Consider the following 23,383-nt stretch of genomic DNA (forward strand, 5'->3'; position numbering starts at 1 on the left):
GCGGATAGTGAATTGGAGAACTTGCTTATGAGCAGCACTGAAACACGGCAATACTGGGAAGATATGGCACAGGCTCTGGCAATTGAAGGGCGCGCGTTTATCGACGGCGAATACAGTGATGCCACTGGCGGTAAAACCTTTGAGTGCCGCAGCCCGGTGGATGGGCGGCTGTTGGCTGACGTGTCGGCCTGTGATGCCGCCGACGCAGACCGTGCCGTACTCAGTGCCCGCACTGCGTTTGAGTCCGGCCGCTGGGCGTTGATGGCCCCGGCTGAGCGCAAGCAGATAATGATCCGCTTCGCTGACCTGATTGATGCCCATCGCGAAGAGCTGGCACTGCTGGAAACACTGGACATGGGCAAGCCGATAGGGGATTCGTTACGGGTTGATATACCCAATGCGGCCCGTGCGTTGCGCTGGTCCGGCGAGGCGGTCGACAAGATCTATGATGAACTCGCCCCCGTGCCCCATAACGAAATCGGCATGATTACACGGGAACCGGTGGGGGTCGTTGTTGCGATCGTTCCCTGGAACTTCCCGCTTCTTATGGCGAGTTGGAAGCTCGGACCGGCGCTAGCGGCAGGCAACTCCGTCATCCTCAAACCCTCCGAAAAATCGCCACTTACCGCGATTCGGGTTGCACAACTGGCGATAGAGGCCGGCATACCGGCCGGTGTCTTTAATGTCCTGCCCGGATTCGGTCACGAGGTGGGCTCGGCGCTGGCCCTGCACATGGACGTCGACACGCTGGTGTTTACCGGTTCGACCGGTGTCGCCAAGCAGTTAATGGTCTATGCCGGTCAGTCGAATATGAAACGTGTCTGGCTGGAAGCCGGCGGCAAAAGCCCAAACATTATCTTTGCCGACGCACCGGATCTCAAACGGGCCGCCAAGGTTGCAGCCTCCGCAATTGCGTTTAACCAGGGCGAAGTATGTACGGCCGCATCCCGGCTGCTCGTTGAGGCTTCGATCAAGGATCAGTTTATTGACCTGGTGATCGATGCGCTCAAGCGCTGGCAACCGGGGCATCCGCTGGACCCGGGCTCTCGCGTTGGCGCCATCGTGGATGAAAGCCAAATGCAACGCGTTTTGGACTATATTGAAAAAGGTCAGCAGGAGGGTGCTAACCTGCGGCTGGGCGGCAACCGTGTGGATGCCGAGAGCGGCGGTTACTTCGTGGAGCCCACCCTGTTCGATGGCGTTAACAACGCGATGCAGATTGCGCAGGAGGAGATATTCGGCCCGGTACTGTCGGTGATTGCCTTCGAGTCCCCGGAAGAGGCGGTTCAGATCGCCAACGACAGCGATTACGGCCTTGCCGCTGCTGTCTGGACCAGCGATATCAGTAAGGCTCACCGGACCGCCAAGGCGCTGCGTACCGGTATGGTCTGGATCAACCATTATGATGGGGGAGATATGACAGCGCCGTTTGGCGGTTATAAGCAGTCCGGTAACGGCCGGGATAAATCTCTGCATGCATTCGAGAAATATACGGAGGTTAAAGCGACGTGGATCGCGCTCTGACCAAATCAAAGCGCAATTTCCCCACCCGGTTTAGTTGGGTGGGGTTAGCCTGTGGTGTCATGCTTGTCATCATGGCATCGACAGTCGTTCACGCCTCATCAATCCGGTTTGATAACGGCCGTGTGCATGTCCGTGAAGGCTCTCCTGTTACACTCCTGCTGGAGTATATGGGCGAACCTGCTTACCGTTCGGAGCAGGAGATTTGCCTGGATCAAGGCCGTGACGAATGCCGCCGCTGGGGTGTATTGGAAACCTGGCGTTATCACTATGATGAGCGTAACTGGACCATCAAAGTGTTTGATGGCGTGATTCGCGAGATCGAGTGGAGCCGTTTTTAAGCGGCCTTAAGTGCAACGAAACTGTTTTTATTCCGTCGTCTTACAGACACATTCCTGATCCAGAATTGCCTAATCCATATGGAAATTAGGGGTAAGACTGATGGCGATTCTGGATCTGTATCTTCTCGGTCATCGTGTGCGCGGCGAGCAGGAAGTCCGTCCCGGGCGCACCATTCTCAAATCCGATCTGGCCGTATCTTTCACCGAAGGCCTGGCCCGCTACATGTTCGATTTCGCTGAACATTACATCCATTGCAGTGAAGGGGATGAAATCCATCTGCTGCAGGCGCGGATGCACTGTCAGGACATTATCGGCTGCACTGATTTCATTCACCAATTTCGCGAACGCATCAGCGCCGGCTCTCAGCTGGAGATGCACAGTACGCTCGATACACGGCCGGCACTGTGTCCTGGATCCGAAGAGGCGCGCCGCCGTCGGCGAGAAGATCTGCTGAGCGTTCACCAGGATCATGCACGCATGTTCTCCCTGGCATGACGTGATGATCACCGGCTGCGCTCAACGGCTTAGTCGGCTGCCCGCCTCTATCCGCCTGAATGAGAAAGGGCCGGTAAAAACCGGCCCTTCTCAGACTCACGCGGGGTTGGAGCGAATTACTTGGGCAGATCGGCAGAAATGCCTTCTACGTAGTAGTTCATCTTCTCAAGCTCTTCCCAGCTCAATGTCGCGCCTTCTTCAACAACCAGCTCACCGGCCTGGTTCTTGAGCGGGCCCGCAAACGGATGAACACTGCCATCTTGGATACCTGCAATCATCTCTTCCGCCTTGGCAACCACCTCGGCCGGGATGGAGTCGTTGAAGCTTGGAATCACGATGGCACCCTCTGCCATACCCTCAACCATTGCTTTGCTTTCCCAGGTGCCGTCCATCACTTTCTGAGTCTGGGCAATGTAGTGGGGACCCCACTCATCAACCACAGAAAGCAGGTGCGCGTTCGGGCCGAAGCTGGACATATCGGAGGCCTGGCCCACCGCATATTTACCCCGGCGCTCGGCCGCCTGCATCGCCGCCGGGCTGTCTGTATGCTGCAGAATTACATCTACGCCCTGATCCATCATTGCGTTGGCAGCGTCTGCTTCCTTACCCGGGTCAAACCAGCTGTTGACCCAGATAATTTTCAGCTCAGCTTCCGGGTTGTATTTGTTCAGTGCAATCTGCACGGCGTTGATGTCCCGGATGACCTCTGGAATCGGGAAAGAGGCGATGTAACCGATCTTGTTACTTTCGGTGACCTGGCTTGCCACATAGCCTGCAACGTAGCGACCTTCATAAGTCTTGGAGATGTAGGTGCCCAGGTTATCCGAAAGCTTATAGCCGGTGGCGTGTTCAAACTTAACGTTTGGATACTGACGAGCGACCTTAACCGTCGGGTTCATGAAGCCGAAGGATGTGGTGAAGATCAGATCATGACCGCTCTGCGCCAGGTTTCGGATAACGCGTTCCGCGTCGGCGCCTTCCGGCACGTTTTCGACGTAGGTGGTTTCGACCTTGTCACCAAAGTGTTTCTCCACCGACAGACGGCCCTGATCATGCTGGTAAGACCAACCGTGGTCACCAATAGGGCCTACATAGACAAACCCCACCTTAAGCGGGTCGTCCGCTGCGGCCGATTGACCGGCAACCAGAGCAGTGCTCAGCCCGACACCGGCGGCGATGCCGGTGAGCAGCTTGTTAAATTGGCGACGTTTCATACAGTGTTTCTCCTTGGTCATGGGATGAGCGCCCCATCAGCGCACGTAAGAGTGTAATCTCGGTAAACGACTATGCAATAACCTGACCACTTGGACAGCCTCTGTTTTCCGGGCTTTTTCCTGTACTTCATGTATCGCATGCACCTGATTGAAGCATTAGTGCACCCAGGCTGCGCTTCGTCAACCGTTTACCCGGTCAGGCCTCGCGATCCGCCAACGGCGTCGCGAAGGTGTAGGCCATGTCCCAGGGAAAGCGGATCCAGGTATCCTGACTCACTTCGGTGATAAAAGTATCAACCAGGGGTTTGCCGGCGGGCTTGGCATACAATGTGGCAAAATGCGCTTTGGGCAGCATCTCCCGTACATGGCGGGCCGTTTTACCGGTATCGACCAGGTCATCCACCAGCAGCATCCCTTCACCATCACCTTCGACACCTTTGAGCACGTTCAACTCACCTTGAACCGCCGCCGTGCCATCCGTATCACTTTTGCCGTAGCTGGTCACACAGATGGTATCGATCAGACGGATATCCATCTCGCGGGCCAGGATCGCCGCAGGCACCAGGCCACCCCGCGTAATCGCGATAATACCTTTCCATGGTCCTTTATCGAGCAGGCGAAGCGAAAGGACCCGCGCGTTGCGGTGAAGTTCATCCCAGGATACCGGGAAATCCATCTGGTACGGATGGCTCATGGTGAATCTCTCCTAAAAGGCCAGCTAATGAATTGCTTGAATTCTAACTAATTGGTCAGCTTTATTCAGTCTTTATCTCGATGGCCATAGGTGGCATCGAGGCGCTGGGCCAGGTAATCGGCAAACGCGATGGGTGGATATTTGGGCGTTTCATCGGGAAACAGCTCTTTCGGGTCCACCGAGGTCTGTGGATCGACCTCCAGGAAAAAGGCGACCGAGTAGCGCTCCGCCTCCGGTGCCCGAACCCGGTGTGGCGTGGATTGATAGATATCATTACTCCAGCGCATCAGGCAGTCTCCGATATTGCAGACAAACGCGCCGGGAACGGCCGGTGCGTCGATCCACTGCCCCTGACGGTTACGGACCTGCAGCCCATCCACGCCATCGGTCTTTAAAAGGGTAATGTTGCCATAGTCGGTATGTTCCCCCGCACCGGCATCGACGCGGGTCTGATCAGGGCCGCCCGGCGGGTAATGCAGCATTCGCAACGTCGGGATCGCATTGTCCAGTGGGCCGGCGAAAAACTCTTCATCGACCCCCAGGTCGAGGGCAAAACCGCGATGCACGACGCGGCCAACATCGAGGCAAAGCTGAAAGTAATTCAGCATGCGTTCGCGCCAACCGGGCAAATCGGGCCAGTAGTTAATGCCACAAAACGGTTTTCCTGCAATCACATCGGGATGATCCGCAGGCAGATCAACGCCGATATTGAACGCTTCTTTGAAGTCAGCACCGTTTTCCGGATTCAACTTTTCATCCGAAATCGCCACATACCCGCGGTTATTGCTCGATTGTTTGATCGACAGCTTCTCTTTATCCGCCAGGGGGAGGGCGAAAAACTGGGCCGAGTCTCCAAACAGCTGCTCGAATACCGCGTCAGGAATCCCATGGTCGGTGAGATAGAAAAAGCCGACTTCGCGACAGGCGTGGCCAAGCTTATCAGCGGCCGCTTTGCGCTCACCCGCGTCAGCGCTGTAGAGCCCTTTGAGAGAAACAATCGGCAGGGATGTCATAGAGTCTCCAGTGTCAAATTCCATTATCAGGTTGTGACCTATCAGTTTGTCATCGACGCAGGCGCATCCAGTTGACTGGCACGTTCATACAGTTTCTGCGCACCGGCCTGAGCCTGCTGCAACCACTTCTGTTCATCAATCCGTGTAACACGGCGGTTCTCCATCAGCAGCTCGCCATCTACCCATGCACTGTGCACATCACTGCCCCGGGCCGAGAACACCAGGTTCCAGAGCAGATTACCGCCGCTGGCATCGAGCAGGATGGGCGCCAAATTCGGGGTATTCAGGCCCACCCGGATCATGTCTGCACGCTTGCCGACCTCCAGTGAGCCAATTTCACGATCCAGGTTGAGTGCGCGGGCGCCTTCGATGGTGGCCATTCGCAACAGTGTCTGCGCGGGCATGCTGGTGGGGTCGAGCCGGTTCGCTTTCTGGATCAGCGAGCCGAACTTCATCTCTTCAAACAGATCCAGGCTGTTGTTGCAGACATTGCCATCGCTACCAAGGCCGACTCGCAAACCCGCCTCAAGCATCTCGGGGGTACGTGCGATACCGCTGGCCAGCTTTGCGTTGCTGACCGGGCAGTGGGCCACGGCGGTGCCGGTATCGGCCAGCAGTTTGATTTCATCATCGTTGAGCCAGACGCAATGGGCGAGCAGCGTTGATTCGCCTAAAACGCCATACTCCTCCAACTGAGCGATGGAGCGTTTACCGAAATGCTCGGTCACCGCCTGCTCTTCGGCGCTCTGTTCACAGGCATGGGTATGAATACCGATCCCATACTCACGCGCTCTCGCAACCGCATTGTGGTACGCACCGGAGGAGCAGTAGAACAGGTGCTCCAGCCCCATCCACACTTTGATCCGCCCGCCACCGGCGTCATGATGGCTTTCGATCAGTGCTTCGTTTTCAGCAACCGTGGAAAAAAAATCCTTACCGGGCATATCGGCCACATAGGGGGCCAGATTTGCCCGGATACCCAGCTCAAGGGCCGCATCACCACATTGGTCCATGAAACGGTACATATCCATGATGCAGGTGGTGCCGGATTTGAGTGCCTCCAGATAAACAAGCTGGGCCGCGCACTTTGCGTCCTCGGCGGTCATCGCCCTGAACTCCCGCTGATAGAGCGGAAGCCACTCCATCAGCGCGAGGTTTTCGGTCACGCCGCGCATCAGGCTGGAGTGAGAATGGCAGTCGATCAACCCCGGTAACAACGCGTCACCGTTAAAGTCGATGCGAGGCAAATCGTCCGGCAGTTTCAGACCCTCCATGCTTCCCAGGCTCATAATCCGGCCCTTGTCGACATGGAGATAGCCATCGGGGATCACCCAGTTACGGGAATCGACAGTGAAGATGACCGCGTGGGTAATAACGAAAGCGTCCATGGTCGAGTCACATACTCCGTCAGTTTGACGCCAGCCGTCTTGCGGCGTCTTGATGCTTGGCGATCAGCGCATCGGTATCGATATCCAGAGGCATACCCTCTCTGACTCGCCACTCACCCGCGACCATCACCGCATCCGCTTTATGAGCGCCACAGAGCAACAGGGCCGCCAACGGATCGTGACTGCCGGAAAAGCGCAGCTCATCGAGTTTAAACAGCGCCACATCGGCCTGCTTCCCGGGCGCCAACTCGCCCACATCGTCGCGACCGAGCACGCGTGCCGAGCCCTGGGTTCCCCAACGCAGCGCATGCTGATGATGAACCGCCGAGGAGCCATAGCGCAGCCGTTGCAGATACATCGCCTGGCGCACCTCCTGGATCATGTTGGAGCAGTCGTTTGAGGCTGAGCCATCAACACCGATGCCCACCGGGCAGCCGGCGGCTTCCAGCGTCTGAACCTGACAGATGCCCGATGCCAGCATCATGTTTGAACTGGGACAATGCGCGATACCGACACCGGCCTTGCCCAGACGCGCGATCTCATCGTCATTGAAATGGATACCGTGCGCCAACCATGTGCGTGGCTGCAGCCAGCCCACGCTTTCCAGGTAATCTACGGTACGCATACCGAACATCTTCAGGCAGAAGGCTTCCTCGTCGAGTGTTTCCGCCAGGTGGGTATGGAGGCGCACATCGTATTGCTCGGCGAGCTCCGCCGTGGCTTTCATCAAATCGGTGGTAACCGAAAACGGGGAGCAGGGCGCCAATGCTACCTGTACGCGGGCGCCGTCACCGGGTTCATGAAAGCGTTTTACCAGCCTCTCGCAGTCAGCCAGGATCTGTGCTTCAGTCTGCACCACGGATTGTGGCGGAAGTCCGCCGTCCTCCTCTCCCAGACTCATGGAGCCACGAGTCAGCGTCACGCGCACCCCAACTTTACGAGCAGCCGCCACCTGCAGGTCGATCGCATCCTCAAGGCCTTTTGGAAACAGGTAGTGGTGGTCGGCGGCGGTCGTACAGCCCGAAAGTAACAGCTCGGTCAGTGCCAGTTCTGTGGCGGCGCTGAGCATCTCTGGTTCTAGCCGGGCCCAAACCGGGTAGAGCGACTTAAGCCAGGGAAAAAGCTCTTTATTCAGCGCCTCCGGCAGCGCCCGGGTCAGCGTCTGGTAGAAGTGGTGGTGTGTATTGATCAATCCCGGAATGACCACGTGCTCCCGGGCATCAAACGTGCTGTCCCAGGGCTGCGTCGGTTCCGCACCAGAGGGAACCAACTCAGCGATGCGGCCACTTTCAATGACCAGTCCGCCCCTGGCATCACACGCGCTGTTAGTGTGAATCGCCAGCGGGTTCTTGATCCAGAGGCGGTTAGTCTGTGTACTCATCCGGTTTCCTTAACTGGTTGCGTGGAACGGCTTGCCCAGTGACATCGGCGCCAGCAAACGGGCGCGAATCTGGTTACGCGAAAGAAGAACCAGAACCACCACCGTTGCCGCATAGGGCAGTGTAGCCAGCAAATTGGGGGAGATTGAGAATCCAAGCCCCTGGAACACCAGATGCAGAATACTGGCAAGTCCGAACAACCAGGCACCCAGTAGAACGCGCTCCACCTTCCAGCTGGCAAAGACCACCAGAGCCAACGCGATCCAGCCCCGTCCCGCACTCATGTTCTCAGCCCAAAGCGGCGTATAGGCGATGGAAAGGTAGCCCCCGGCAAGTCCTGCCATGGCACCGCCAAACATCACCGCCAGGTAGCGTGTGCGCATGACCGGCAGGCCGATCGCATTGGCCGCGTGGGGGTTTTCGCCGACGGCTTTAACCACCAGACCCGGACGTGACGAACGGAAGAACCAGTAGACGGCGGCAAACAGGAAGAAGGAGAGGTAAACCACCAGATCCTGACTGAACAGCATTTTGCCCAGTAGCGGGATATCGCTGAGCAGTGGCAGGGCGATCGGTTCCAGGCCGTCGATAGGCTTGCCGACAAACCCGGCCCCGATGAAGGCGGAAAGTCCGGTGCCGAAAATGGTCAGGGCAAGCCCCGTGGCGACTTGGTTAGCATTGAGGCCCAGTGCGATAAAGCCGAATAGCAGCGACATGATCATGCCGGCGGCTATGGCAAGCAGGAACCCGAGCAGCAGGCTGCCGCTCATCAGGGCAGCAATAAAACCAACGACGGCCCCCATCAGCAGCATCCCTTCCTGACCCAGGTTGAGAACACCGCTTTTTTCACAGACCAGTTCACCGAGCGCAACCAGCAGCAACGGGGTACCGGTACGGACCATGGCATAGAGAATATTGGAGAGCAGATCGATATCCATCAGCGGGCAGCCTCTTCTTTGATGGTGGCGACCGCGGCTTCGGGTTTCGCAAGCGCCGGAATTCGTATTCTGAAGTTGATCAAGACATCACAGGCCAGCAGGTAGAACAGTAACATCCCCTGGAACAGCCCGGTCAGTGCCACCGGCAACCCCAGTGTGATCTGGGCCATTTCACCGCCCATATAGATCAGCGCCATCAGCAGGGTGGCGAGCAAAATCCCCAACGGGTGCAAGCGTCCCAGGAAGGCGACGATAATTGCGGCATACCCGTATCCGGGGGAGATCTGAGGAACCAGCTGACCAAGCGGCCCGGCGGTTTCCCCGATTCCGGCCAGGCCGGCCAGACCACCGCTGATTAACAGCGCGATCCAGACCAATCGTTTTTCACGGAAACCGGCCAACCGTGCGGCGCTGGCATCCAGGCCCAGCACCTTGACCTGGAACCCCAGGAACGTGCGGCTCATCAATACCCAGATAACCACCACCGCAAACAGCGCGAACACCATTCCCCAATGGATGCGTGTCCCATCGATCAGCGTGGGTAGCAGTGCCGAGTCGGAGAACATGGCCGACTCGGGGAAGTTAAACCCATCAGGATCCTTGAGGGGACCGTGCACCGACCAGATCAGCAGATTCAACGCGATATAGTTGAGCATAATGGTGGTCAGGATTTCGTTGGCATTGAAGGCCGTTTTCAACCAAGCGGCCAGGCCCGCCCAGGCCGCGCCACCAGCCATGCCGGCCAGCAAAACAACAGGCAGCACCCAGACACCTTCGGCGTCGATCAGAGCCAGCGCGCAGGCACTGCCGATCAGGCCGCCCATCAGCAGTTGGCCTTCAGCGCCGATATTCCACACCTTGGCTTTGAAAACCACCGAAAGGCCGATAGCACAAAGCATGATCGGCGCAGCCTTGACACAGAGCTCCGCCACGCCGTAGACATCGGATACCGGCAGGATAAGGATGGTATGCAGGGCTTCCAGCGGATCCTGGCCCAACAGACTGAACAGAATCGCTCCGCTGATAAGCGTCAGTACGCCGGCTAATACCGGCGAGAGCCAGGCCATTAACTTTGAGTGCTGGCCGCGGGGTTCAAGTTTGATCATGGATTTTCCTCGAGGCTCAGGCGGCAGGGGACTGGAATTCACCAGCCATCCAGCGACCGACTTCGTTGATGCTGGTTTCCGGTGTCGGTTTAATCGGTGAAAGCCGGCCGTGACACAGCGCCCCGATCCGGTCGGATATCTGGAACAGCTCATCGATATCTTCCGAAACCACCAGAATCGCGGCACCCTTGTCACGCAGCTCAATCAACGCCTTGTGAATGGCGGTGGCGGCGCCAATATCCACCCCCCAGGTGGGGTGGGCCGCAATCAGCAACCGGGGGTTCTGCATAATCTCGCGGCCGATAATGAACTTCTGTAAATTACCGCCGGACAGGCTGGCAGCGTGGGTTTCCGAACTCGGCGTTTTGACCCGATACCGCTCGATGATCTGTTCGGCAAAATGCCGTGTTTTACCGTGCGCAATCAAACCACGACTCACCAGCCCGGAGAGAAAGCCGGTCAGCAGTGCATTATCCTTCAAGCTCATATCGGGCACCGCACCGCGACCCAGGCGCTCCTCCGGAACAAACGCCATACCGGCAGCGCGACGTTCGCGGGGCGAGAAGTTACCAACCGGCCCTTCCGGGAAGTGGATCGCATCATGGTTTTCTACCTGATCCTCACCACTGAGGGCTCCCAGCAGCTCCTCCTGGCCGTTACCGGCCACGCCGGCGATACCGAGTATTTCGCCACAGCGGACATCAAAACTGATGCCCTGCAGATCCACCCCAAAAGGGTCCTCACTGGTCCGTGTTAAACCACGAACCTGCAAGAACGGCGCTTTGCCGTCTACTTTCGGGTAATCGGTGCTGATGGCGGTTTCATCACCGACCATCATCCGAGCGATGCTCTCCGAGCTTTCCTGTTCAGGCAAACACTCACCTGAGACTTTACCGGCGCGCAGGATTGTGGCTTTGTGACAGAGCGCTCGCACTTCGTTGAGCTTGTGGCTGATAAAGAGGATTGAGCATCCCTCCCGGGCCAGCTGACGCAGCGTCACAAACAGTGTTTCCACCTCCTGAGGCGTCAGCACCGAGGTGGGCTCATCAAGAATCAGCAGTTTGATGGGTTGCACCAAACAGCGCACAATTTCTACGCGCTGGCGTTCACCCACTGACAGGGTATGAACCTCCCGATCTGGATTCAGTGCCATCCCATATTTTTGCGAAACGTCACGAATCCGCTCAGCCAGCGATTCCAGGTCACCCGCTTCATCACCCAGGGCCAGCGCGATGTTCTCGGTAACTGTCAGCGTCTCAAACAGGGAAAAGTGCTGGAATACCATCCCGATCCCCAGTTTGCGGGCATGGGCCGGGTCTTTTATATCGATTGGCAGGCCATCCCAGAGCACCTCTCCCTGATCCGGTCGAACCAGACCATAAATCACTTTCATCAGTGTGCTTTTACCGGCACCGTTTTCACCCAGCAGGGCGTGGATCTCGGCGGGTTCTATATTGAGGTCAATGGAATCGTTGGCAACGCAGCCGGGGTAGATCTTGGTGATGCCCCGCAATGTCAGGCGAGGTGGCGTGATATGTGGTTCAGCCATGGGCTCAGCTCTTTCAGTTGATTCGGCCGCAGAAACAGACTGCGGAAGGTCAGATCGTTCGTTGTAGTATGCAAAAACCTGACCAATCGGTTATATTTATTTGAACTTGACTGTTCGGTCAGATTTGGCAAGCTTCCTGCAATTATCCGGGAGCTGACTGAGCGGACAGTTTTTAGAGGCACCGATTATAACGAGGATCCTCCCTCATTACCTCTAGCAGAACAAACCGGGCTCGGCCATATATGCGCACAATCAAACTACAATACAAACAGCGCCTTAGATAACAGTATTCGACCGGTTGCAGAATTGACCGGCAGACAATCAGGGGTTCGGCGAATGATCCGATTTTTATTAAATGACAGGCTGGTCAGTGTAGAAGAGTGCTCCCCATCTTTGACCATTCTGGAGTATCTGCGCACTACTGAGGTGCAACGAGGCACCAAAGAAGGGTGTGCATCCGGCGACTGTGGAGCCTGCACTGTGGTCGTGGCCGAACCTGACGGCGACCAACTGCGCTACACCAGCCTGAATAGCTGCATTACTTTTGTTGGCACCCTGCATGGTAAACAGCTTCTGACCGTGGAGCACCTTGAAAGCGCCGGTGAACTGCATCCAGTCCAGCAGGCGATGGTTGACTGGCATGGTTCTCAGTGCGGGTTTTGCACGCCTGGCTTCATCATGTCCATGTTTGCCCTTTACAAGAGTGGCGACGCCGTGAATCGCGCCTCTATTGAACGTGCGTTGGCGGGCAATCTCTGCCGATGCACAGGCTATCGCCCAATAATTGATGCCGCGCTCAGCCTTGCAGGGAAGGGGGCGGAGGACTGTTTTTCCGAGCGTGAGGTCGACATATACGCCCGGTTACAGAAAATCAGGGAAGAGTGGCCCAGCGGGTCGCTCAAGCAGGGCGACCGGCTCTTTTTCAGCCCCACCAATAGTGACGAGCTGGCCGCGCTGCTTCAGTCCCATGACAGCGCGCAACTGGTAGCCGGCGGCACCGACCTAGCACTTGGCGTGACCCAGCAACTCAAACAACCCGGCGTGTTGATCTATACAGGGCTGGTTAAAGAACTGACAGATATAGAGGTTTATGATGATCACCTGTTGGTCGGTGGTGGCGTCAGCTACGCCAGGCTGGAGCCGGTTCTTGAGGCGCATCTGCCGGCGTTCTCACAGCTGCTGGAGCGGCTCGGGTCGCTGCAGATTCGTAATCAGGGCACCCTGGCCGGAAACGTAGCCAACGCATCCCCGATAGGAGACACGCCGCCGGTGCTGTTAGCGCTCGCCGCCAGAGTCCATGTTCGCAGCGGCAACCGTTGCGAGGTAATCGATATCGATCAGTTCTTCACCGGTTATCGCCAGACCGCCTTACCGGATGCCGGGTTCATCGAGCAGATCGAGATCCCCCTCAAAGCCGATTACAGACTACACGTGTTTAAAGTTTCCAAGCGCCTTGATGATGATATCTCCGCCGTTTGCGCCGCGTTCAGTCTCAAGGTTGAGGCGGGCATAGTCACTGATGCCCGTCTTGGTTTCGGCGGCATGGCGGCGACCCCAGCGCGGGCCTTAAAAGCCGAGCAGGCCCTGATCGGCCAGCGTTTTGACGAGGCCGGTATAGCAGCCGCCCAGGCCGCACTTGAAAACGACTTCAGCCCCATTGACGATGTTCGAGCCACCGGAAGCTACAGGATGCAGGTGGCACGTAACCTCCTCCTGCGTGCGGTTCTGGAGCAGAATAACGATCAGGCGGAGCCCCTGGAGGTGGTGCAATATGCGTAATCTAAAGCTGGTCCCCAAATCAGGGCCGGACACTCCAGCCAGCACTGTGACCGGCAGCGCTCGCAAACATGAGAGTTCCGACAAGCATGTATCGGGCAGAGCCACCTACGTTGACGATATCGTCGAGCCTCTCGGCACGCTGTATGCGGCCTGCGGATACAGCACCATCGCCAAGGGGCATATCCGCAGGCTGGATCTGAGTGGTGTCTATGCCAGCGAGGGCGTGATAGCCGTGCTGGAGGTAGACGACATTCCCGGTCATGTGGATATCGGGCCGGTGTTTCCCGGCGATCCGCTGCTGACATCAGATGAGATCAAATATGCCGGTCAGCCGATCTTCGCCGTAGCCGCCCAATCAGAAATACAGGCACGCCGGGCCGTGCAGAAAGCGGTGATCGAATACGAATCCCGCGAGCCCATGCTGGATGTTACCCGGGCACTGCGTGAGCGGTCCTTTGTACGGCCATCCCACCATATGCAGCGGGGCGATCATAAAAGCGCCATAGAGCAAGCGCCACTGACACTGAGCGCGGAGCAGCACGTAGGCGGCCAGGAGCACTTCTATCTGGAGGGGCAGGCGGCACTGGCCATCCCTGCTGAAGATGGCGGCATGCTGGTTTACAGCTCCACCCAACACCCCAGTGAGGTTCAGAAAGTTGTGGCGGAGGTGCTTAATGTGCCCGCCAACCGCATCACCGTGGATATGCGCCGCATGGGTGGCGGTTTCGGGGGCAAAGAGAGCCAGGGCGCACCCTGGGCCTGTATGGCGGCGCTACTTGCCAGTAAAACCGGACGCGCGGTCAAAATGCGCCTGCCACGCTGTGACGATATGCCGATGACCGGCAAACGCCACCCGTTTTACAACCAGTATCAGATCGGCTTTGACCTTCAGGGCCGTTTGCTCGGCGCTCAGATCAGCGTCACCGGTGATTGCGGGCACTCGCCGGACCTGTCCGATGCCATCGTCGACCGAGCGATGTTTCACGCCGATAATGCCTATTTTATCCCCGATGTGAGTATCGACGGTCACCGCTGCATGACGAATACCGTGTCCCACACCGCATTCCGGGGGTTTGGGGGGCCGCAGGGAATGATGATTATCGAGCGCGCCATGGATGATATCGCCCGTGTGGTCGGGCGAGACCCACTCGATGTGCGTAAGCTCAACCTGTACGGCGGTGCCGGACGAGACATGACGCCCTATCATCAGCAGGTGGAACATAATCTTCTGCCCGAGCTGATCAACCAGCTGGAGGAGAGCTCCAATTACCGGACCCGCCGGGCCGAAATTGCCGAATGGAACAGCAACAGTCGCGTCCTCAAACGGGGACTAGCGCTGACACCGGTGAAGTTTGGCATCTCCTTCACTCTGCAGCACCTGAATCAGGCCGGAGCCCTGGTCCATATCTATACCGATGGCAGCATTCAGCTCAATCACGGCGGTACAGAGATGGGGCAGGGCTTGCATACCAAGGTGATTCAGATTGTTGCCGAAGCGCTGTCGGTCAGCCCGGAAGCTATACAGATCACGGCAACTCGCACCGATAAGGTACCCAACACCTCACCCACGGCAGCGTCCAGCGGCACCGATCTGAATGGTCAGGCTGCCCGCGATGCTGCATTAACCTTGAAAAAGCGGATCAGCGAATGCGTGGCGGAGCAGAAAGGTGTTTCTATCGAACAGGTGCGCTTCGAATCCGACCGGGTCTTCTGGAGTGATGCCGACTCATTCAGCTTCGCCGAAGCGGCTCAGCTGGCCTATGTGAACCGGGTTTCTCTGTCCGCCACCGGCTACTACCGCACACCTAAAATCTGGTACGACCGGGAGCAGGCCAAAGGGCGTCCATTCTTCTACTTTGCCAACGGCGCTGCTGTATCCGAGGTCGTGATCGATACGCTCACAGGTGAATACCGGGTACTGGCCGTGGATATCCTGCACGATGTGGGACGCAGCCTGAATCCGGCCGTGGATCTGGGCCAGATTGAGGGTGGCTTTATTCAGGGGATGGGCTGGCTCACTACCGAGGAGCTGAAGTGGAACGCCGAAGGGCAGTTGATCAGCAACAGCCCGGCCAACTATAAAATCCCTGCGATCAGCGATACACCGCCCCGGTTTAACGTCAACCTGTTCACGCGGGACAACGAGGAGGAGACGGTCTACCGTTCAAAAGCGGTGGGCGAACCCCCGTTTATGCTGGCGATCTCGGTCTGGTCCGCACTGCGTGACGCCATCTCCAGCCTGTCCAGTTACCGCGTCAGCCCGGCGTTAGATACACCGGCGACACCTGAGCGGGTGTTGAAAGCGGTGATGGAAACCCGGGAAAAAGCAGCGCAGGGAGGTGCACAATGATTCGCTGGGGAGAGGCGCTCGCTGATATTCAGCGCCGGGGCGAGGCCTATGTGATTGTCACCGTCATTGGCACCCGGGGATCGACGCCCAGAGAGAGCGGGAGCAAGATGATCGTCACCGCTGAGGAGAGTTTTGACACCATCGGCGGCGGGCATCTTGAGTTTCAGGCCATCGCCCATGCCCGCACATTGCTGTGCCAGGACCACGACACACAGAGCTTTGAGCAGTATCCGCTGGGGGCATCGCTAGGCCAATGCTGTGGGGGCCAGGTTTCCGTGCTCTATGAGCATTTTGCAGCGCAGGGGCAGGCGCTGCTTGTGTTTGGCGCAGGCCATGTGGCCAAGACACTGATTCCGGTGCTGGCTGAACTTCCACTGCGTATTACCTGGATCGACAGTCGCCCCGATCAATTCCCGCAGCAGATACCGAACGGGGTCACGGTCTCCTGCACGGAGGATCCGATCGAGTTTATCGATCGGGCCCACCCCGGCAGCTACGCATTGGTTCTGACCCATAATCATCAGCTTGATTATGAACTCAGCGAAGCGGTGCTTAAGCGGGGCGATTTCGGCTTTCTCGGCGTCATCGGCTCCCAAACCAAGGCGCGTCGGTTTCGCCAGCGCCTGACCCATCGCGGTTTTAGCCAGGAGCAGATTGAGCGGTTTATCTGCCCGGTTGGACTGGGTGAGGTATCAGGTAAACGCCCGATGGAAGTGGCGATCTCGATAGCGGCGCAGCTGATTACGCTTTATCAGCAACATCAGCCCAGCCCGTCGACAGCGCCGGGCATCGATTGGCGCGAGATGCAGAAACTTCTCATCAGCAATGAACGCTCAAACTCCCATTCAGCCGCCGAAACCGGAGCGATTAAACCGGTGTTTTCAGGACCGAATAATGACACTTGATCAGTTCAATAATTTAACGCGCCCCGAGTGCGAGGAAGCACTGCGCCAGTGCTGTGTATCAACCCGCTGGATTGAGGGAATGATTTCAGCGCGCCCGTTTATTGATGAAAACACGCTCTACCAGGCTGCCGACCAGATCTGGGCAGGCCTGGATATGCCGGACTATCTGGAGGCATTTGAAGGGCACCCAAAAATTGGCGATATCAATTCACTGAAAGCCAAGTATGCCAATACAAAGGCGCTGGCCGCCGGAGAGCAGTCGGGCGCGAGCGAGGCGAATGCAGCGGTGCTGGAAGGCCTGGCAGCCGGAAACGCGGAATATGAAAAGCGTTTTGGCTTTATTTTTATCGTCTGTGCCACCGGAAAAAGCGCTGAAGAGATGTTGGCGCTGCTCAACGCCCGGCTGGACAACGACATGGTCACGGAGCTGGCTATTGCCGCCGGAGAGCAGGCAAAAATTACCCGTCTGCGCCTGCAGAAAATGTTAAACACGAAGGAGGGCTGAATGAGCCAGATCACAACCCATATTCTTGATACGGCACAGGGAAGCCCGGCAGAGGGTGTTCAGCTCGAACTGGCCATGCTGATTGATGGCACCTGGCAAACCTTAGCGAAAGGCACCACCAACACCGATGGCCGTGTCGCCGACCTGCTGCCCTCCGATCAGGTGCTGCCAGCTGGGCGTTACCGTATGCGTTTCGAGCTTGAGCTCTATCTGCTGCGCGAAGGAGCACCGGTGTTCTACCCGCGCGCCGATATCGAATTCATGGTTGCGGATGGGGGCGAGCACTATCACATCCCCCTGCTTTTGAGCCCCTTTGGCTACTCCACCTACCGCGGCAGTTAATCGAACACCGGACAAAAATATGAAACTGAAACCCCAGGCGATTACCGCCGAGAACTTTTCGCCTTTTGGTGACCTGATTCAAACCGGATCAGATCCGATGATCATCAACTACGGCAATACCGAGCGTCACCATGACCTGGCGCGGCTCGACCTGACAGAGCAGGGCGGAACTCCCCTGGTCAGCATCTTTCGCTCCAAGCCACTGCCGCTGCCGCTGACACTTGAAGTGATGGAGCGCCACCCACTGGCTTCCCAGGCCTTTATTCCGATGGGTAGCGAACCCTATCTGGTAGCAGTAGCCCCGGCCGGCGAATTCGATCTAAAAGCCCTGAAGCTGTTTATTGTACAGCCGGGCCAAGGCGTCAATTACCACCGCGGAACCTGGCACCACTACTGTCTGGCCCTGAACAGCGTCAGTGACTTCATCGTTATCGACCGCGGCGGTGATGGCCATAACTGTGACGAAATCCCGCTACCGCAACCGATCGAGGTTGATTTAAGTGACTGTGCGGAGCTTCAGGACTGATGGCAGAACAAAAAGCCCTGCGCGGCCAAATTCTCTATTTCGTCGATGACCCCGCCACCTCCGGTGAGAGCGCCTGGCGCTATCATACTGATGGTGTGCTCTGGCTTGAGGATGGCCGGATCAGACTGGCAGACGATGCGGGCAAGGTGTTGCCCCAGCTACCAGCCGGGCTGGATGTGGAGGTGTTTAAACACCACCTGCTGATCCCGGGTTTTATCGATACCCACGTCCATTATCCGCAGACGGAGATGGTAGCGGCCTACGGCGAGCGCTTACTGGAGTGGCTGGAGACCTACACCTTCCCGGTGGAGAGCAAGTTTGCTGACGAGGCTTACGGCCGCGAGATAGCGGCGCGCTTTCTGGATGAACTGTTGCGCAACGGCACGACAACAGCCCTGGTGTTCGGCAGCGTGCATCCCCAGTCGGTGGACGCGTTCTTCACCGAAGCTCAACAACGCCGCCTCAGAATGATCGCCGGCAAGGTGATGATGGATCGCAACGCGCCCGACTACCTCTGCGACACCGCTGAAAGCAGTTATCGAGACAGCAAAATGCTGATCGAGCGCTGGCACGGGGTAGACCGGCTCCAGTATGCGGTCACACCGCGTTTCGCGCCCACAAGCAGCGACGCGCAGCTGAACTACGCAGGACAACTGCTTAAAGAATATCCCGGGGTCTACCTGCATACTCATCTGGCGGAAAACCCGGAGGAGTGTGACTGGGTTAACGCGCTGTTCCCGGACAGCGAACACTACCTGGATGCCTACGACCAGGCGGGCTTACTCTCCCGGCGCAGCGTTTTTGCCCACGGTATCCACCTGTGTGACGACAGCTGCGAAAGGCTCGGTACAAGCGGCTCAGCCATCGCGCACTGCCCCAGCTCCAACCTGTTTCTTGGCTCCGGTCTGTTTGAACTGGATCGGATGACCGAGCACGGTGTTCATGTGGGCATCGGTACCGACATCGGCGGCGGAACCAGCTTCTCCATGCTGCAAACGCTGGCCGATGCCTACAAGGTTCAGGCCCTGCGCGGGCAAAAGCTCGACCCGTTCCGAGCGCTGTATCTGGCTACCCTGGGCGGCGCACGTGCGCTGGACCTGGAAGACCGCATCGGCAGCTTCCGCCCCGGATGCGAGGCGGACCTGGTCGCGCTGGATCTCCACGCCACGCCGTTTCTCCAGTTCCGCACCCAGCAGTGCCAAAACCTTTTCGAAGTACTCTTTGTGCTCAACACCCTGGGGGATGACCGTGTCATCGATAGAACCTGGGTCATGGGAGACGTCGCCTACAGGAGGGACGCTTAAGTGTTAGATCCTCAATTCACTGCCTATCTATCAGATTGGCTCCATCTGCTGCTGCGCTTCCTGCACGTGGTTACGGCCATCGCCTGGATCGGGGCATCGTTTTACTTCGTCTGGCTGGACAACTCGCTGGAGGAGCCGCCGGAATGGAAAAAGCAAAAGGGGATCCGGGGCGATCTCTGGTCGATTCACGGTGGCGGCTTCTACGAGATTGCCAAGTACCAGCTCGCACCGGAATCGATGCCCAAGCATCTGCACTGGTTCAAGTGGGAGGCCTACTCCACCTGGATTACCGGCGCTCTGCTGCTGACACTGCTGTATTACGTGGGTGCCAGCAGCTACCTGATCGATCCCATCAAAGCAGCGCTTTCCGAGTGGCAGGCGATCGGTATCGGTGTGGCCACCTTACTCGGTGGGTTTCTGATCTACGAAGCCGCCTGCCGCTCGCCGTTGGTGAACCATGGACTCGCCTTCGGTATGGTGATGCTGGTGCTGATTACGCTGATCGCTTTTGGTCTGAGTCAGGTGTTTGGTGACCGAGCCGCCTATATCCATGTGGGCGCACTGATCGGCACCTGCATGGCAGGCAATGTCATGCTGGGCATCATGCCCGCCCAGCGGGGGCTGGTGGATGCGGTTAAGCGCGGTGTCCAACCCGACCCTAAACCGGCACTGATGGCAAAGCTGCGCTCTACGCACAACAACTACGCGACTCTGCCGGTGTTGTTCATCATGCTCAGCAACCATTACCCGATGACCTACGGGCATGAATATGGCTGGCTGATCCTCGGGGCGCTGGCATTGATCGGTGCCTGGGCACGGCACTTTTTTAACCTGCGCCACCGTGGAATCGTCAAACCCTGGGTCCTGATCTCAGCATTCCTGGCATTCTGTGTATTGATTCTTGTCGTGCGTCCAGCGCCACGCGTATTGCCTGCGCAGACCGGAAGCTTGATCAGCGACGCTCAGGCCGTTGCGCTGGTGCAGACCCGGTGCAGCAGCTGCCACAGCGCCACACCGTCAGATGATGTCTTTACCGCCGCACCATCGGGTGTGATGTTCGATAGTGCGGAGCAGATCATGCGTATGATGGACCGCATCGAAGCGAGGGCGATCATGACCCACGATATGCCGTTTTTGAACAAAACTGGCATGACCGATGAGGAGAGGGCGCAACTGGGTGCATGGATCGTATCGAAAAGAGAGGAGTAGCATCCGGGCCACAGGCTCCCGTAGCCCGGCAGATGCCAAAGGCGGATGCCGGGAACCTTGCCAGATCCGGTTAAAAACTCAAAAGGGAGGGGGAGTCAGGCACGAGCCAGCGCTTCAACAACTTTCCGAAACGCCCTGAGGTGATCTTCCGCATTGGCCGAATCGCCGGGTACGCGCAAAAGCTGACCACCACTTGCGTCGATGGCGCCCACCATCATCAGATTGTCGGCCATGCCAAAGACCTCTACATGCTGATCTTCGATATCCCAGCCCTCTGCATCTTTCTCAACGCGGTCGCCGTAATCGCGCTCATCCAACGTATAGCCCCATACCGCTTTGCCCTGAGCGCGCATATAACCCATTTCAAAAGCGGTTCCGCCATCCAGGCCGGGGCCGCGAAAGGGGGTCATATTGGCGATGATCAAATCACAGCGGTTCATCAGATCGATATCGGCCTGATAGATCGCAAGGCCCGACTGATAGGGGCTCAAGCCGGTCAGGTCCACATTGCTATCAAGCGGGAACAGACCTTCAAAGCCGTATTCGGCACAAATAATGGCCTTGGCCTGACCGAGCTGCTTGGCATCACGCCGGAACACGTCCGGCCCGGCCAGATAGATCTTAAGGCTCATCACATTCCCTGTTACTTGATCCCGCAACCCTTGAGAATAATGTGGGTCAGCGTATTGGTGGCGTCTTCGTAGTCCTGCTCGGTGAGCTCACTACGGCCCAGCGCTGCCTTGATCTGAACAGCAAAATCGGCGTAATGCTGCGTCGCTGACCAGAGGAGGAAAATCAGGTGCTCAGGGGTCACCTCTTTGTCTATCTTGCCCTGTTCGGCCCAGGCGCGGAATATGCCGGCCCGATCTCCGAACCATACGCTGTAATCGTCCCGGAGATAGTCTTTCAAGTTCGGTGCGCCACTGACCAGCTCGGTAGCAAAAATTCTCGAAGCCAAGGGGTTCTCGGCAGAGAACTGAATCTTGCGAGCGATGTAGGCGGTGAGGATCTGTTCAGGGTCGTCTTGCTCGGTAATCGTATTGAAGGTGCTGTCCCACATATCGATGATGTCGGCAATAACCGCGATATAAAGGCCCAGTTTGTTCTTGAAGTAGTAATGGATATTAGCTTTCGGTAACCCGGCACGCTGCGCAATGTCATTCATACTGGCACCCTTGAAACCGGAGCTGGCAAACTCCACTTCCGCAGCCCTGAGTATGATTGATTCATTTTTCTGGCGAATACGGCCAGCCGGCCGGGACTTGGTTTCGGGATCGATTTTAAACAGCATTGATCAAAGTACTCCGAGTGACCGAAAGGGAAGAGCGGGGCGATCCGTCTCCCCTGCACTGCATAATAACCCTACTAAGGATATGCGCTTTGTTTTCGTCATTATACGCAAAATGGCCACCCGTTGGGTGGCCATTTCGTTATGAGCTTATGACTGTGCGGCCTCCTTGGTTGGAGCCTCCGGTATCGAATCTGCCTGGGCATCCCGCTCTGGCATGAGCAGCGTCAGGATGATGGCGGCCAGGCCGCCCGAGGTAATGGCGGACCCGAATATGTTCTGTACCAGCTTTGGCATCTGAGCGAGCAAATCGGGAACCATCGTCACACCCAGACCGATACCAAAGGAAACGGCCATGATCAGCATCTTACGGCGGTCCAGGTTCTCAGTGGCCAGAATTTTGACCCCGGCCGCCGCGACCGTACCAAACATCACCAGCGTCGCACCACCCAGTACCGGTTTCGGTATCTGCTGCAGCACGGCGCCAATAATCGGAAACAGACCCAGGATGACCAGAATCGCTCCAATATAGTAACCCACATAACGGCTGGCCACGCCGGTCAGCTGAATCACGCCGTTGTTCTGGCTGAACGTGGTGTTCGGGAAGGTATTAAATACGGCAGCCAGGGCAGAGTTGATACCGTCACCCAGCACACCGCCGCGGATTCGGGAAATGTAGACCGGGCCCTTCACCGGCTGACGAGAGATCATCGAGTTAGCGGTCAGATCGCCTGTCGACTCAATCGCTGTAATCAGATAGATCAGCGCAATGGGGACAAATGCACCCCAATCGAAATCAAAGCCATACTTGAAAGGCACCGGGATACTGATGAGCGGTGCATCGATGCCGGCAAAGCTTACCTTGCCCAGCATCATTGCCACGATGTAACCGCCCGCCAAGCCGATAATGATCGATGAAAGGCGAATCCAGTCATTGCCGAAGCGGTTCAGGATAATAATGGTGACCAGCACGCCCAGACCCAGCGCCAGATTGACCGGCGACCCGAAATCCGGCGCCTTGAACCCGCCGGCCAGATCGGTCATACCCACTTTAATCAGACTGACACCAATAATGGTAATGACGATACCGGTGACCAGCGGCGTGACGATCCGCTGCAGTTTGTGCAAAAACTGACTCAGGAAAATTTCGACGAAAGCGCCGAGGAAACAGACACCATAGATCAGCGCGAGAATCTCTTCAGGACCGCCGCCTTTGCTCTTTGCGATAAATCCTGCGGCCAGAACCGAGCTCAAAAACGCAAAGCTCGTGCCCTGTACACAGATCATACCAGCACCAATCCCGAAGGGGCGGCGTGCCTGAATAAACGTGCCGACACCGGATACCACCAACGCCATGCTGATCAGGTAGGGGATCTCGGATCCCAGCCCCAGAACACCGCCAATAATCAGGGTTGGCGTGATGATGCCAACAAAACTCGCCAGCACATGCTGAAGCGCGGCAAACGTTGACTCAAGAACCCCCGGACGCGCATCCAGCGGATAGAGCAGGTCGCTCTCTTGTTGATTAGACATGAT

Annotated in this window: 22 protein-coding genes; 11 read left to right on the forward strand and 11 right to left on the reverse strand. The window is 57.3% G+C overall.

Annotated elements, in window-relative coordinates:
* Positions 1–27 precede the first annotated feature (27 nt).
* The 3 genes from G403_RS0102630 to G403_RS0102640 all read left to right on the forward strand — a co-directional run bounded on the left by G403_RS0102630 (position 28) and on the right by G403_RS0102640 (position 2,358).
* The gene (locus tag G403_RS0102630) at positions 28–1,524 is read left to right on the forward strand and encodes an aldehyde dehydrogenase (protein WP_027852612.1); all 1,497 of its coding nucleotides are present in this window, start codon (positions 28–30) and stop codon (positions 1,522–1,524) included.
* The gene (locus tag G403_RS0102635) at positions 1,509–1,862 is read left to right on the forward strand and encodes a hypothetical protein (RefSeq protein ID WP_211232629.1); all 354 of its coding nucleotides are present in this window, start codon (positions 1,509–1,511) and stop codon (positions 1,860–1,862) included. The genes G403_RS0102630 and G403_RS0102635 overlap by 16 nt, the downstream gene beginning before the upstream one ends.
* 100 nt (positions 1,863–1,962) lie before the next feature.
* Positions 1,963–2,358 carry a hypothetical protein gene (locus tag G403_RS0102640; RefSeq protein ID WP_027852614.1) on the forward strand — a complete coding sequence of 132 codons (396 nt, stop codon included), beginning with the start codon at positions 1,963–1,965 and terminating at the stop codon, positions 2,356–2,358.
* A gap of 116 nt (positions 2,359–2,474) precedes the next feature.
* On the opposite strand, the gene G403_RS0102645 is transcribed toward G403_RS0102640, so the two are convergent.
* The 8 genes from G403_RS0102645 to G403_RS0102680 all read right to left on the reverse strand — a co-directional run bounded on the left by G403_RS0102645 (position 2,475) and on the right by G403_RS0102680 (position 11,639).
* Positions 2,475–3,572, reverse strand: coding sequence for a BMP family ABC transporter substrate-binding protein (locus G403_RS0102645; protein WP_027852615.1), 1,098 nt, complete (start codon positions 3,570–3,572; stop codon positions 2,475–2,477).
* Between the two features lie 196 nt (positions 3,573–3,768).
* Positions 3,769–4,266 carry a xanthine phosphoribosyltransferase gene (gene gpt, locus G403_RS0102650; protein ID WP_027852616.1) on the reverse strand — a complete coding sequence of 166 codons (498 nt, stop codon included), beginning with the start codon at positions 4,264–4,266 and terminating at the stop codon, positions 3,769–3,771.
* A gap of 65 nt (positions 4,267–4,331) precedes the next feature.
* On the reverse strand, positions 4,332–5,279 hold the full coding sequence (locus G403_RS0102655) for an isopenicillin N synthase family dioxygenase (protein WP_027852617.1): 948 nt from the start codon (positions 5,277–5,279) through the stop codon (positions 4,332–4,334).
* A 41-nt stretch (positions 5,280–5,320) separates the two neighbouring features.
* A complete protein-coding gene (locus G403_RS0102660; RefSeq protein WP_027852618.1) occupies positions 5,321–6,667 on the reverse strand; it encodes an amidohydrolase family protein in 1,347 nt (448 codons plus the stop codon).
* Between the two features lie 19 nt (positions 6,668–6,686).
* Complete coding sequence (locus G403_RS0102665) at positions 6,687–8,048, reverse strand: 8-oxoguanine deaminase (protein WP_027852619.1); 1,362 nt, start codon at positions 8,046–8,048, stop codon at positions 6,687–6,689.
* 9 nt (positions 8,049–8,057) lie between these two features.
* Positions 8,058–8,984, reverse strand: coding sequence for an ABC transporter permease (locus G403_RS0102670; protein ID WP_027852620.1), 927 nt, complete (start codon positions 8,982–8,984; stop codon positions 8,058–8,060).
* Complete coding sequence (locus tag G403_RS0102675; protein WP_027852621.1) at positions 8,984–10,090, reverse strand: ABC transporter permease; 1,107 nt, start codon at positions 10,088–10,090, stop codon at positions 8,984–8,986. Before G403_RS0102675 ends, G403_RS0102670 begins: the two co-directional genes overlap by 1 nt.
* Before the next feature lie 16 nt (positions 10,091–10,106).
* Entirely contained in the window at positions 10,107–11,639 is a 1,533-nt protein-coding gene (locus tag G403_RS0102680; RefSeq protein WP_027852622.1) for an ABC transporter ATP-binding protein, read from the reverse strand.
* A 336-nt stretch (positions 11,640–11,975) separates the two neighbouring features.
* Here G403_RS0102680 and xdhA point away from each other — a divergent pair, with 336 nt between their 5' ends.
* The 8 genes from xdhA to G403_RS0102720 are packed head-to-tail and all read left to right on the forward strand — an operon-like array spanning position 11,976 to position 20,559.
* Positions 11,976–13,418 (forward strand): xanthine dehydrogenase small subunit, encoded by a 1,443-nt coding sequence (xdhA, locus tag G403_RS0102685; protein WP_027852623.1) that lies wholly within the window; start codon positions 11,976–11,978, stop codon positions 13,416–13,418.
* A complete protein-coding gene (xdhB, locus tag G403_RS0102690) occupies positions 13,411–15,768 on the forward strand; it encodes a xanthine dehydrogenase molybdopterin binding subunit (RefSeq protein WP_027852624.1) in 2,358 nt (785 codons plus the stop codon). The genes xdhA and xdhB overlap by 8 nt, the downstream gene beginning before the upstream one ends.
* Positions 15,765–16,673 carry a xanthine dehydrogenase accessory protein XdhC gene (xdhC, locus tag G403_RS21950; protein WP_036232271.1) on the forward strand — a complete coding sequence of 303 codons (909 nt, stop codon included), beginning with the start codon at positions 15,765–15,767 and terminating at the stop codon, positions 16,671–16,673. Before xdhB ends, xdhC begins: the two co-directional genes overlap by 4 nt.
* Entirely contained in the window at positions 16,663–17,178 is a 516-nt protein-coding gene (gene uraD, locus G403_RS0102700; protein ID WP_027852625.1) for a 2-oxo-4-hydroxy-4-carboxy-5-ureidoimidazoline decarboxylase, read from the forward strand. The genes xdhC and uraD overlap by 11 nt, the downstream gene beginning before the upstream one ends.
* Entirely contained in the window at positions 17,179–17,520 is a 342-nt protein-coding gene (uraH, locus tag G403_RS0102705; RefSeq protein WP_027852626.1) for a hydroxyisourate hydrolase, read from the forward strand.
* A 19-nt stretch (positions 17,521–17,539) separates the two neighbouring features.
* Positions 17,540–18,046: an ureidoglycolate lyase gene (locus tag G403_RS0102710; protein ID WP_027852627.1), complete on the forward strand. Its 507-nt coding sequence runs from the start codon at positions 17,540–17,542 to the stop codon at positions 18,044–18,046.
* A complete protein-coding gene (guaD, locus tag G403_RS0102715) occupies positions 18,046–19,350 on the forward strand; it encodes a guanine deaminase (RefSeq protein ID WP_036232275.1) in 1,305 nt (434 codons plus the stop codon). Before G403_RS0102710 ends, guaD begins: the two co-directional genes overlap by 1 nt.
* Positions 19,351–20,559, forward strand: a complete 1,209-nt coding sequence (locus tag G403_RS0102720; protein WP_027852629.1) for a urate hydroxylase PuuD — start codon at positions 19,351–19,353, stop codon at positions 20,557–20,559.
* Positions 20,560–20,654: 95 nt separating this feature from the next.
* Here G403_RS0102720 and G403_RS0102725 read toward each other — a convergent pair whose 3' ends face one another.
* From G403_RS0102725 to G403_RS0102735, 3 genes are all read right to left on the reverse strand, one after another.
* Entirely contained in the window at positions 20,655–21,191 is a 537-nt protein-coding gene (locus G403_RS0102725; RefSeq protein ID WP_036232278.1) for a nucleoside 2-deoxyribosyltransferase, read from the reverse strand.
* Between the two features lie 11 nt (positions 21,192–21,202).
* Complete coding sequence (locus tag G403_RS0102730) at positions 21,203–21,850, reverse strand: TetR/AcrR family transcriptional regulator (RefSeq protein ID WP_027852631.1); 648 nt, start codon at positions 21,848–21,850, stop codon at positions 21,203–21,205.
* 147 nt (positions 21,851–21,997) lie between these two features.
* A complete protein-coding gene (locus tag G403_RS0102735; protein ID WP_027852632.1) occupies positions 21,998–23,380 on the reverse strand; it encodes a uracil-xanthine permease family protein in 1,383 nt (460 codons plus the stop codon).
* Between the last annotated feature and the right edge of the window lie 3 nt (positions 23,381–23,383).

This window comes from Marinobacterium litorale DSM 23545 (assembly GCF_000428985.1).
In the GTDB taxonomy this organism is placed as follows: domain Bacteria; phylum Pseudomonadota; class Gammaproteobacteria; order Pseudomonadales; family Balneatricaceae; genus Marinobacterium_D; species Marinobacterium_D litorale.

Coding starts and splice junctions, on each gene's coding strand:
- xdhA (WP_027852623.1), top strand. CDS start 11,976: ATGATCCGATTTTTATTAAATGACAGGCTGGTCAGTGTAGAAGAGTGC.
- G403_RS0102735 (WP_027852632.1), bottom strand. CDS start 23,380: ATGTCTAATCAACAAGAGAGCGACCTGCTCTATCCGCTGGATGCGCGT.
- xdhC (WP_036232271.1), top strand. CDS start 15,765: ATGATTCGCTGGGGAGAGGCGCTCGCTGATATTCAGCGCCGGGGCGAG.
- G403_RS0102670 (WP_027852620.1), bottom strand. CDS start 8,984: ATGGATATCGATCTGCTCTCCAATATTCTCTATGCCATGGTCCGTACC.
- guaD (WP_036232275.1), top strand. CDS start 18,046: ATGGCAGAACAAAAAGCCCTGCGCGGCCAAATTCTCTATTTCGTCGAT.
- G403_RS0102730 (WP_027852631.1), bottom strand. CDS start 21,850: ATGCTGTTTAAAATCGATCCCGAAACCAAGTCCCGGCCGGCTGGCCGT.
- gpt (WP_027852616.1), bottom strand. CDS start 4,266: ATGAGCCATCCGTACCAGATGGATTTCCCGGTATCCTGGGATGAACTT.
- G403_RS0102675 (WP_027852621.1), bottom strand. CDS start 10,090: ATGATCAAACTTGAACCCCGCGGCCAGCACTCAAAGTTAATGGCCTGG.
- G403_RS0102630 (WP_027852612.1), top strand. CDS start 28: ATGAGCAGCACTGAAACACGGCAATACTGGGAAGATATGGCACAGGCT.
- uraD (WP_027852625.1), top strand. CDS start 16,663: ATGACACTTGATCAGTTCAATAATTTAACGCGCCCCGAGTGCGAGGAA.
- G403_RS0102645 (WP_027852615.1), bottom strand. CDS start 3,572: ATGAAACGTCGCCAATTTAACAAGCTGCTCACCGGCATCGCCGCCGGT.
- xdhB (WP_027852624.1), top strand. CDS start 13,411: ATGCGTAATCTAAAGCTGGTCCCCAAATCAGGGCCGGACACTCCAGCC.
- G403_RS0102710 (WP_027852627.1), top strand. CDS start 17,540: ATGAAACTGAAACCCCAGGCGATTACCGCCGAGAACTTTTCGCCTTTT.
- G403_RS0102655 (WP_027852617.1), bottom strand. CDS start 5,279: ATGACATCCCTGCCGATTGTTTCTCTCAAAGGGCTCTACAGCGCTGAC.
- G403_RS0102680 (WP_027852622.1), bottom strand. CDS start 11,639: ATGGCTGAACCACATATCACGCCACCTCGCCTGACATTGCGGGGCATC.
- G403_RS0102665 (WP_027852619.1), bottom strand. CDS start 8,048: ATGAGTACACAGACTAACCGCCTCTGGATCAAGAACCCGCTGGCGATT.
- G403_RS0102725 (WP_036232278.1), bottom strand. CDS start 21,191: ATGAGCCTTAAGATCTATCTGGCCGGGCCGGACGTGTTCCGGCGTGAT.
- G403_RS0102640 (WP_027852614.1), top strand. CDS start 1,963: ATGGCGATTCTGGATCTGTATCTTCTCGGTCATCGTGTGCGCGGCGAG.
- uraH (WP_027852626.1), top strand. CDS start 17,179: ATGAGCCAGATCACAACCCATATTCTTGATACGGCACAGGGAAGCCCG.
- G403_RS0102660 (WP_027852618.1), bottom strand. CDS start 6,667: ATGGACGCTTTCGTTATTACCCACGCGGTCATCTTCACTGTCGATTCC.